Genomic DNA, 10,538 nt, shown 5'->3' with positions numbered 1-10,538 from the left:
GAGTTCGAGAACGCGTTCTATGCTGTCCCCAACGACAGCAATCTGCTGATCGGAATCAAATAGCGCGAGTCTCCATCAGACCCAGGGCGCTTCAGTTTCCGCGCTTTGCAGTTGGTGGGGGAAGCATTTGCCCTCACTTTCGCTTCCCCGTCGGGGGGAGATGACCGGACGCGATTACACGGCCGGGGTGGCCCACCTCGCGGTGGGTCTTCCCGCTTCGCAGAACGTCGCGCGACAGATGTCTCACCGCGCCCTCCACGGGCGTTTTGCGACTCCTCCAGGCCGGGGGCGTCGTGGGATGCGAGAGCGGCGCGAAGGACGTTCTTCGCCGCGTTGACGTCACGGTCAAGCACCGTGGCGCAGTTCTCGCAGTGGTACACGCGTTCCGACAGGGGCTGATTGGCTTTCTCCGCCCCGCACGTCGAACACGTCTTGCTCGTGGGAACGAAGCGCCCTGAGGGCAGGAGCTGCGATCGGTACCACGAAGTCTTGTAGGTGAGTTGTCGTCGCATCTCGGCGAAGCTCGCGTCGAGGATGGAACGGTTGAGGCCCGCTTTCGCGGCGACGTTGCGGCCAGGCTTGTCGATGCTGCCTCGTGCGCTGCGCGTCATGACGGCGACGTTGAGGTCGTCGACAGCGACGACGGCGTGCGAGGTCGCGAGCTGCTCCGTGATGGCGTGCAGTGTGCTCGCGCGGTGCTGGGCGACGGCGGCGTGCTCTCGCGCGAGACGGGCTCGAGCCTTGATGCGGCCCGTCGTGGGCGTGCCGTGCTGGCCACGCGCCGCGAACGAGTCACCGGGCGCGACGGCGGCGAACAGCGCCGCAGCCGCGAGGATGCCGCCGGACGCCCACGCCATCGGAATCGGGCCGACCCTGTCGACGAGGCGACCCGTCAGCAGCGACGGCAGATACATCGCGCCGACGTGCAGGCTGATGACGAGCCCGACGTGCGCGAGGTCGTGATGGTGCGCCTTCAGGTGGATCGAGCCCGCCGACGAGCGCGGAGCCTGCCGCGTGGCCCGCGACGCGCAGCGTCGGCCCGGCCCTGCACTGCACTGACCAGCGGGCGCCCCGACGCGTCACGCCTCACCCCGGAGTGCCGAGACGAGCGCGGGCAGCGCGGCGGCGGCGGGCGCACGCCAGACGAGCGTCGCGTCGTCGCTCAATTCGGTCTCGGCGGGGTTGATCTCGACGACGGGCACGCCCCGCGTCAGCGCCCGGTACGGCAGCCCGGCCGCGGGCTGCACGACCCCAGACGTGCCGACGCTGAGGACGAGATCGGCGTGCTCGAGCGCGGCCTCGGCGTGCGCGAACGGCTCATGCGGCAGTTCTTCGCCGAACCACACCACGCCGGGGCGCACCGCTGCGCCACACACCGGGCAACGCGGCGGGGCCAACCGCTCGACGGGGTCGGACGTCAGCGCGAGTGCGGCGTCGTCGGCTTCGTCGAAGGGGGTGTCGCACTCAGAGCAGCGCAACGCGAAGATGCTGCCGTGCAGGTGCGCGAGGACGCTGCTGCCCGCGCGTTCGTGGAGGTCGTCGATGTTCTGCGTGACGATCCACAGGTTCGCCCGCTCGGCGTCGGCCCACTCGGCGAGTGCGCGATGGCCGACATGGGGCTGGACATCGCGAATGAGCTTGGCCCGCCAGCGATACCAGGCCCAGACGAAGTCGGGGTCGCGCTCCCACGCGTCGATCGTCGCGAGCTCCTCCGGGTCGTGGCGCTCCCACAGGCCCGTCTGCGCGTCGCGGAACATGGGGATGCCGCTCTCAACGCTCATCCCCGCGCCCGTGAGGACGACGACGTCACGCGCGTCGCGCGCCAGGTCGAGGACGGTGTCGAGGGGTTCCGAAGCTGGCGTGGGCATGCATCAGCGTAGGCGCCACCCCACCTGCAAGGTCGCTCGCGCCGCCGAGACGCCCCGACCGAACGTGCCCCGGACCAGACGATCACATAGGTTAGGTAGACCTCATTCATCGCGACGACGCGGAGGCTCTCATGCCACTCAGGACGATCGAACGCGGGATGCATGCCGCGTACTCGGCGGCCGCCTCGCTCACCATGGCCCTGCCACCGGAGCGCGAGACCTGGCCGACGACACTCGCCGAGGTGCGCGCCGTCGAAGCGCTATGCCCGGCCTTCACCCGCGTCACCCTGCACGCCGAGATGTTCCGCACGCTCGAACTCACCGGCCCCGACGAGTACTTCGGCCTCTTCATGCCGCCGGCCGACGCACCCGTCGTCACCCCGCCTGATGACGAACGCGACCCCCGCAGCGCTGTCGCCGCCATGGACGATGCCGTGCGCCCGCAGCTGCGCTGGTACACGATCCGGATGCTGCGCCCCGAGCACGCCGAGATCGACGTCGACATCGTGGACGTCGGCCACGACGGGCCTGGCGCGCGCTGGCTGCGCGACGTCAGGGTCGGTGACGTGGTCGGGGTGCGCGTCCAGTCTGCGCTCTACAGCGCCGCGCCCGCGGGCGGGCATCACGTGCTCGTCGCCGACGAGACGGGCCTGCCGGGCCTGCTCGCCATCGTCGACGCAGCCCGCGAACGGGCGACGGAAGAGCGCGAATTCGCGCAGGACGCGCAACCCCGCCTCACCTGCGTCGTCGAGGTCCCTGATGCGACATACCTGCACCCGGAGGTCGCCGACGCCGGCATCACCGTCGTGCAGCGCGGCACGAATGCGTCCGGTTCGGCCGCCGTCGCGGCACTCGTAGACCTCGACGTCGACGATGCCGACTACGCGTGGGTGTGTGCGGAGGGCAGCGCGGTGGCCGCGATCAAGCGTCACCTGACGAAAGAGCGCGGCCTGGCGCGGCGCGCCATCACGGCGAGTGGCTTCTGGTCGGTGGGCCGTCCGCGTCCGTGAGGACCGCCCCCGACCGCCCGCCGACTCCTCGACGACGTACGCCGAACTCATGAAGTCGAACTCCGACCTCGCCTGAGCCCCTTCTCCGACACCGTACGTCTGTCACCGCTGAGCCCCGCCCTATTGAGCGATGCTCAACAAGAGTGATAGACAGGGTGAGGCGCGTCACGGCGCCACGTCCCCGAGCAAGGAGCCACGGTGCAACGGACACTACGAGACGAGGACAAGGCCCTGCAGCGCGAGCTGCGCGCCTTTGCCGAGAGCTTTCCCGACCACATCAAGACCGGATACATCGCTGACGGCGAGGTGGTGCCCGAGTTGCTGCGCGAAGGTCAGCGCATCCTCGACGACGCCGACCTGGCCGCACCCCACTGGCCGACCGAATGGGGTGGGCGCGGCTGGGACGAACTGCAGCTGCACATCTACCGTTCCGAACTGCAGCGTGCCGGCGTGCCGATGCCGCTCGCGTTCAACACGAGCATGGTCGGCCCCGTCATCGCCGCGTTCGGCTCGCAGGAACTCAAGGAGCGTTTCCTGCCGAAGACGAAGAGCTGCGAGATCTGGTGGTCGCAGGGCTTCTCCGAGCCGGACGCCGGCTCCGACCTCGCGTCCCTGCGCACGACAGCGGTGCGCGAGGGCGACGAGTACGTCGTCAACGGACAGAAGACGTGGACGACGCTCGGGCAGTTCGGTGACTGGATCTTCACCCTCGTGCGCACCGACCCGAGCGCCGACAAGCCGCAGAAGGGCATCTCCTTTCTCCTCATCGACATGTCCTCCCCCGGCCTCACGGTGCGCCCGATCAAGCTGATCGACGGCCGTCACGAGGTCAACGAGGTGTTCTTCGACGACGTCCGCGTGCCCGCCGACCAGCTCGTCGGCGAGGAGAACCGCGGCTGGGACTACGCGAAGTTCCTGCTCGGCAACGAGCGCACGAGCGCCGCGCCCGTCGGCTCGATCAAGGCGGCGCTCGCCGCGGCGAAGGAGCACGCGAAGGCCACACGCAGCCCGCACGGCACCGCCCTCGACGAGCCACTGCTCGCCGCGCGCTTCGCCCAGCTCGAGGCCGAGGTCATGGCGCTCGAACTGACGGTGCTGCGCGTCGCGGGTGACTCGCGTGACGGGCGCCCCGACCCGGCGTCGTCGATCCTCAAGCTGCGCGGCAGCCAGCTGCAGCAGGACGTCTACGAACTCATGGTCGACGTGGCCGGCGTCGACGCCCTCACCTGGTACACGGGCGAGTGGGGCAGCGAGACGCTGCCGCGGTATCTCAACTACCGCAAGGCGTCGATCTACAGCGGTTCCAACGAGGTTCAGCGCAACATCATCTCCGGCGGCATCCTTGGACTGAAGGGCTGAATCATGGACTTCACACCCACCGAAGAACAGCGCGCGTTGCAGAGCGCGGTGCGCGACCTCGCCTCGAGCCTCACGCCGAAGGACACCGGATCCGGCGCCCCCGCCGGCCCGCAGCCGTTTGACGCGGACGCCTGGGGCAAGCTCGCCGAGATGGGCCTGCTCGGGCTCGCATTCGCCGAGGACAAGGGTGGTTTCGGCGCGTCGGCCATCGAGGTGACGCTCGCCGCCGTCGAGCTCGGCGCGGCTCGCGTCACGCTCCCCTACGCCGATGCGATGGCGGCTGCGGCGGCCCTCGACGCGGCGAACTCGCCGCTGCTCGCCGACGTCATCAGCGGCGAGAAGCTCGTGCTCACCGCGTTCGGCGAGTCGGGTGCGACGTGGTCACCGGCCGCGAGCGCCCGCACCGCGTCGGGTAGCGAGCTGGCGGGTGAGGCTCGCGGCAACACCGACCTGTCGGCGGCGGACGCCATCGTCACGACCGCCGGCACGGGCGACGACGTCGGGGTCTACCTCGTCGAATCCCCCACCGTCGACGGCCCGAAGGTGACGCTCGACGGCGCCCCCGCGACGCGGCTCGGCGGCCGCGAGGTGCTCGACGCTGCGCTCGCACTGGGCAACGTCGCACAGTGCGGCGAGGCGCTCGGAGCGATGGGAGCCGCGCTCACACTGACGGTAGAGTACCTCAAGACGCGCAAGCAGTTCGGCGTGCCGATCATGCGGTTCCAGACCCTCACGCAGCGCGCCGCCGACATGTACGTCGGCGTCGAGCTGACGCGCAGCGCCGTGCTCTACGCGGCGATGGCGCTCGCCGACCCCGGTGAGGGCGACGACGCGCTCGACCTCGACGCCATCGTGTCGCGGACGAAGTACCTCGTCGGCACCTACGGCCGGCTCGTCGGCCAGGAGGCGATCCAGTTGCACGGTGGCATCGGCATGACGGCCGAGTACGCCGTCGGCCACTACACCTCGCGCCTCGCGACGATCGAGCGGACCTTCGGTGACACCCGTCAGCACCTCGCGGCCCTGGCGGCCGGCGTCGGCGGGCACACGTCGGTCGACGTCGTCTGAGACTGCTCGCACGACGAACGCCGGGCGGCGAATGACGAACGGCGGGACGAGCATTCAAGCTCGTCCCGCCGTTCGTGTGTCATGCGCTCGTCGCCGACAAATCCGGCCCGCCGCGCAGCGTCAGCCGATCGTCATCACGACGCGTTCGACGACTCGTCGCTCGCGGCATCGCGGTCGAGTCGCGCGAACCGGTCGAACACGGCCGCACCGATGGGCAGCGCGCGCTCGTCGAGCATGAACGCAGGGTGGTGCAGGTCGGTCTCGTCGCTGTCGCCGTCCCAGACGCCGAGGCGCAGGTAGATGCCGGGGATTTCTTCGGTGTACCAGCCGAAGTCCTCGCCACCGGACGACTGGTCGGCCTCGCCGACGCCGTCCTCGCCGAGGACGTCGGTGACCGCCTGGGCTGCGAGCTGCGCGCACGCCTCGTCGTTGACGACCGGCGGCACACCTTGCACGTAGTTGACCTCGGCCTTCACGCCGTACAGCTCGGCGATGCCCGAGATCGCGGGCGGCACGACGTCGGGCAGCTGCGCCCACGTGTCGCGGCTCGCGGAGCGGACGGTGCCGACGAGCGTCCCCTTCGACGGGATGACGTTCGCGGCGCTGCCGCCGGCCTGGATCGAGCCCCACGTCATGACGGTGCCCGAGCGCGGGTCGATGCGGCGGTCGATGACCTGAGCCGCGCCCGTCGCGATGCTCGCGAGCGCGTAGATGAGGTCGCCGGTCTCGTGCGGACGCGCGGTGTGCCCGCCGTCGGAGGTCAGCGTCACCTCGATCTTCGCGTTCGAGGACGTGATAGCGCCCGCGTGCACACCGACGTCACCGACGACGCGGTGCGGGTCGCAGTGAAGCGCGATGATGCGGTCGACGCCCTCGATCGCGCCGTCCTCGACGCAGTCGACGGCGCCGCCGGGCATCTGCTCCTCGGCGGGCTGGAAGATGAGGCGGACGGGGCGCGGCGGCGGGTTCTTCGCGAGCAGCGTCGCGGCGCCGAGCAGCATCGCCGTGTGCGCGTCGTGGCCGCAGGAGTGGCTGACGCCCTCGTTCGTCGAGGCGAACTCGAGGTCGGTCTCCTCATCCATCGGCAGCGCGTCGATGTCGGCGCGCAACGCGACGAGGTCGTCGGCCGTCGCGTCGTCGGCGGCGGGCACGTCACAGATCAAGCCGGTGCCGAAGGAGAAACGTCGCACCTCGAACCCGAGACCTTCGAGCTGTTCGGCGACGTAGTCCGTCGTCGCCTTCTCCTCATAGCTCAGCTCGGGGTTGGTGTGCAGGTGGCGGCGCCACTCGACGAGCTTGTCCCGCAGGTCGTCGTCGATGCCGTCGTACGCCATGGCGGCCTCGTGTGCCGCGTCGACGTCGGGCTCGGAGTTCTTCCCACCCGTGTTCGCGTCGTTCTTGTCGAAGTCACTCACCGAAGATCCTTTCGCAGAAAGCCAAGACCCGCTGTTCCATGTCCCAGCGGTTGTTGAGACGTTCGAACTCGTGCCCCTCGTCGGGGAACAACAGCATCTCCGCCGGCACGCCCCGCGACGCGAGCACGCCCAGCGCCTGGTAAGCCTCGGAGACGGGGACGTTCGAGTCGAGCTGGCCGTGGATGAACATCACGGGCACGTCTACGCGGGAGAACTGACGCAGCGGGGAGGCTTGCGCGAGCAGGTGCCGGTCGAGCTTGGGGTCGCCGTATTTGGGCATCGCCGCGGAGGCGATCCACGGGTCGGTGTCACGGTAGAACGTCTCGAGATCCGACATGCCGCACGCCGCGATGCCGCCGGCCCAACGCCCGGCGTGCCGGGTGAGCGACGCGTGCACGAGGTATCCGCCGTACGAGCGGCCCATGATGACGGCCTGGCCGTCGCGGGTGATCCCTGCGTCGATGAGGTGGTCGAGCGTGTCCTCGGCGTCGTCGATCGCCGCGAACCGGCCGTAACGGTCGTCGGCCTGTGAGAAGCGCCGCCCGCGTCCTGCTGAGCCACGCACGTTCGGCAGGAACACCGAGTGCCCGGTCGCCGCGAGCTTGCGCAGCACGTTGTTGTAGTCGGGGCGCGCCTGTCCCTCGGGGCCGCCGTGGAAGTAGACGATCGTCGGGGCGGGCTCGCTCGGCGCAGGCCCGACGGCCCGGTAGAGCCACCCGGACAAGCGCATGCCGTCGCGCGCCTCGTAGTGGAGCAGCTCGGGGATGATGTCCGCTTCGCCCCACGCGGACAACACCGGCCGGCCACGTTCGTCCGTCGGGCGCGCGGGTGACATCGTGTCGAGGCCGTCCTGGTCGGCCAGTGCGTCAGCGCCGCCCGCGCCGACGTCGTCACCGGTCGCTGCGTGCCCGGCCGTCTCGTCGTCCGAGCCGCTCTCACGGGGACGGTTCTCGGCCACGCTCTCACCGACGGCGTCGCTCACCGCGTCGTCGACCGCCGTTGCGACAGCGCGGAACTCGTCGCCGACCCAGCGTCGGGCGGCCACGTCGTAGACGACGACGGTGGGCGGAAACTCGGGTCCGGCAACGGTGAGGGCGAACAGCGACCCGTCCGCCGTCAGCGACGGCGTCGTCGCGATGAGCGACGGCAGCTCGGGCAGGTCGACGACGCGGGCGCGCCCACCCGTCAGGTCGACGATCTGCAGGTCGCACCACCCCTCGTCGTTCCACAGGACGGCCGCCACGGAACCGTCGAGGGAGACGGCGAACTCCTCGACGTCGGCGTCCTCACGTTCGAGGAGCACCTCGACGTCGTGGGCGTGCTCGGTGGGGGTGAGCCGCAGGAGTCGGAACCGTTCGGCGCTGTGGTCGCTGCGCACGATGAAGCTGGGGCGATCCCCGTCGAACGTGACGAATCCGCGGTCGGTCGTCGAGCCGTTGTCGACCGGCATGAGGGGGCGCCAGGTGCCACCGTCGTCGATGGCCAGGAGCTCACGGTTGCCGCGCGAGCCGACGCGGAACAACGAGACGTTGCCACGCGAGTGCGTCAGGGCGCCGCCGGTGCGCCGGTCGACGACGCGCGTCTCCCCCGTCACCGGATTGAAAAGGCGGCCCTCGACGGTGCCCTCGCGGTCGAAGACGGAGACGGCGACGAAGTCGTCGTCCCAGCTGACGAGCTCGACCGTCTCGTACGCGGCGAGGTCGACGGTGTACGAGTTCGCGTCGTCCGGGTCGGAGGTGACGAACCAGATCTGCTCGCGGTCACCACCGTCGGGTGCGACCTCGCAGGCGAGCCAGTGCCCGTCGGGTGAGTACAGGACGCGCCGCACACCACCTTCGACGGGAAGACGCACCTCGCGCTCCTCGCCGACGATCGGAACCCCGTCGTCGTCGAGCGGCATCTGCAGGGCGAACGGAAAACGATCTTGCTCGACGACAACGCACGCGAGCAGCCGCCCGTCGGGCGAGAGCGCAGGGTCCTTGACGTAGCGGTCCAGCGTGCGCGGGCGCGGCGCCTCCCGGCGTTCGACGGGTGCGGCATGCGTCATGAGGGCGTGCGTCTCGCTCGGCTCGGGATGGGAGGTCGACTCGGTCACGTCTGTGAATCCTAGAGGGCCGGGCGCCCACACCTCCAGGCCGAGGGCGCCCTGGTTGCCTCGCGCGGCGCTCGACTCGTCGGGTGCGGTCATGCGTCGGGGCCGTCGTCGGCGCCGACGTCGCTGCGCAGGATCCAGGTGTCCTTGCCGCCGCCTCCGCGCGAGCTGTTGACGATGAGCGATCCGGCCGGCGCCGTGCGTGTCAGGGCCGCCGGTACGGTGTGGGCCGTGAGGTTCGCGGCGTTAACCCCGCGCCCGTCGGTGTCGTCATGACCGGGCGCCGGGCGCGCCTGACGCACGTGGACGAACGCCCGCAGGTCGACGTGACGGCGCTGCAGCGCCCACTCGCCGTCAGCTCCGGCGGCGTAGGTGGGCAGCGTCGAGAGACGGATGACGTCCTGCGCGATGAAGCGTTCCGGGTGGGCGCGCAGCTCGTCGGCACGTTCGTCGAGTTCGGCCTGCGAGCACTCCGGACCGACGGTGATGCCCGATCCGCCGTAGCCGTCGACGGGTTTGACGACGCGTTCGGCGAGGTGGTCGATGACGTGTTCGAGCTTGCCCGGCTCGTGGCAGCGGTCGGTCGGCACCTGCTCGAGCAGCGGCTCCTCGTCGAGGTAGAAGCGGATCATCTCGGGCACGAGGGCGTAGATGGCCTTGTCGTCGCCGACGCCGTTGCCGAAGGTGTTGACGAACGCGACGCGCCCCGTCGCGATCGCCATCTCGAGGCCGGGGCCGAGGACGACGCCGTCAGCACCCTCGGCGGTGAAGAGCAGGTCTTTCTCGATGCGGGCGTACACGACGTCGATGGGGTAGGTGCCGTCGGCGTCGCGGTGGTGGAGGCGGCCGTCGGTGATGACCAGATCGGCGGGCGTGCACACGGGCATGCCGACGAGTTCGGCGATCCGGCGGTGCTCGAACCAGGCCGAGTCTGAGCTGCCGGCGCTGACGAGCGCGAGGCGCGGCTGCTCCAGCGACGACGCGTGCTGCGGCGCGGCGACGCGCAGGGTCTCGCGCAGCATGTCGAACGCCTCGCGCTGGTCGTGCAGGTCGTAGGGCGCGGCGACGTCGGCGTGGACGGCCTGCGTGATCTCGCGCAGCACGTGCGAGAAGACGAGCCCTGACGGCACGCGCAGGTTGTCTTCGAGCACGAGCCAGCGTCCGCCCTCGGTGCACACGAGATCCATGCCGCAGATGTGGGCGCGCACCGCGCCGGGCGGCTGGAGGCGGCCTTCGTCGACGTATCCGGGTGAGCGTTCGAGGTCGGCCTGTTCGACGATGCCGGCCTCGACGATGCGGCGGGGGCCGTAGACGTCGTCGAGGAAGGCGTTGAGCGCACGAGCCCGCTGCTCGAGGCCGGCGCTCAGCGTCGCCCACGTGTCGGGGTCGATGATGCGGGGAAACGGGTCGATGGGAAAGACGCGGGGCTCGTCCTCGCCAGTGACGCGGAACGTGATGCCCTCGGCCTGTTCGATCGCCTCGGCCTGCTTCTGGCGGGTACGCAACTCGGCCGCCCCGAGGCTCGAGAACCGTTGAGCGGCAGCGCGATAGGCGGCCCGTGGTGAGCCGTCGTCCGCGAGCGCCTCGTCGCAGCCCGTCTCGTCGCTCGCGTCGGCATCGATCGCGCTGGGGCGCGACGATTCCCGACTCGAGCGGGCGGCGGGCGGCGGGGCCGATGCGTTCATTCCTCATGTATACGCCGCGCGTGTGTCCGGCATAAGGCGAT

At 70.3% G+C, this 10,538-nt stretch carries 7 protein-coding genes and 1 pseudogene; 3 read left to right on the top strand and 5 right to left on the bottom strand.

Features of this window, described 5'->3' with window-relative positions:
* Window positions 1–323: 323 nt before the first annotated feature.
* Both ABH936_RS07485 and ABH936_RS07480 read right to left on the bottom strand, forming a co-directional pair.
* Window positions 324–857, bottom strand: a pseudogene (locus ABH936_RS07485) (RNA-guided endonuclease InsQ/TnpB family protein); the annotation flags it as partial.
* A gap of 222 nt (window positions 858–1,079) precedes the next feature.
* Entirely contained in the window at window positions 1,080–1,868 is a 789-nt protein-coding gene (locus tag ABH936_RS07480; RefSeq protein WP_404602952.1) for an SIR2 family NAD-dependent protein deacylase, read from the bottom strand.
* Window positions 1,869–1,999: 131 nt separating this feature from the next.
* On the opposite strand from ABH936_RS07480, the gene ABH936_RS07475 reads away from it, so the two are divergent.
* The 3 genes from ABH936_RS07475 (at window position 2,000) to ABH936_RS07465 (ending at window position 5,305) form a co-directional block, all read left to right on the top strand.
* Entirely contained in the window at window positions 2,000–2,878 is an 879-nt protein-coding gene (locus tag ABH936_RS07475) for a siderophore-interacting protein (RefSeq protein ID WP_404602951.1), read from the top strand.
* A gap of 198 nt (window positions 2,879–3,076) precedes the next feature.
* Window positions 3,077–4,237, top strand: a complete 1,161-nt coding sequence (locus ABH936_RS07470; RefSeq protein WP_006946290.1) for an acyl-CoA dehydrogenase family protein — start codon at window positions 3,077–3,079, stop codon at window positions 4,235–4,237.
* 3 nt (window positions 4,238–4,240) lie between these two features.
* Window positions 4,241–5,305 carry an acyl-CoA dehydrogenase family protein gene (locus tag ABH936_RS07465; RefSeq protein WP_006946075.1) on the top strand — a complete coding sequence of 355 codons (1,065 nt, stop codon included), beginning with the start codon at window positions 4,241–4,243 and terminating at the stop codon, window positions 5,303–5,305.
* Window positions 5,306–5,439: 134 nt separating this feature from the next.
* Here the strand turns inward: ABH936_RS07465 and ABH936_RS07460 are convergent, their stop codons facing one another.
* The 3 genes from ABH936_RS07460 to ABH936_RS07450 are packed head-to-tail and all read right to left on the bottom strand — an operon-like array spanning window position 5,440 to window position 10,497.
* Window positions 5,440–6,720: an amidohydrolase gene (locus ABH936_RS07460; protein WP_404602950.1), complete on the bottom strand. Its 1,281-nt coding sequence runs from the start codon at window positions 6,718–6,720 to the stop codon at window positions 5,440–5,442.
* The gene (locus ABH936_RS07455; protein WP_404602949.1) at window positions 6,713–8,908 is read right to left on the bottom strand and encodes an alpha/beta hydrolase family protein; all 2,196 of its coding nucleotides are present in this window, start codon (window positions 8,906–8,908) and stop codon (window positions 6,713–6,715) included. The genes ABH936_RS07460 and ABH936_RS07455 overlap by 8 nt, the downstream gene beginning before the upstream one ends.
* Window positions 8,905–10,497 (bottom strand): circularly permuted type 2 ATP-grasp protein, encoded by a 1,593-nt coding sequence (locus ABH936_RS07450; RefSeq protein ID WP_404602947.1) that lies wholly within the window; start codon window positions 10,495–10,497, stop codon window positions 8,905–8,907. The genes ABH936_RS07455 and ABH936_RS07450 overlap by 4 nt, the downstream gene beginning before the upstream one ends.
* Window positions 10,498–10,538: the final 41 nt, after the last annotated feature.

The sequence above is a fragment of the Dermacoccus sp. GAS27A genome, assembly GCF_044909235.1.
Classification (GTDB): Bacteria; Actinomycetota; Actinomycetes; order Actinomycetales; family Dermatophilaceae; genus Dermacoccus; species Dermacoccus nishinomiyaensis.
This window is presented reverse-complemented; position numbering and strand designations above follow the sequence as displayed.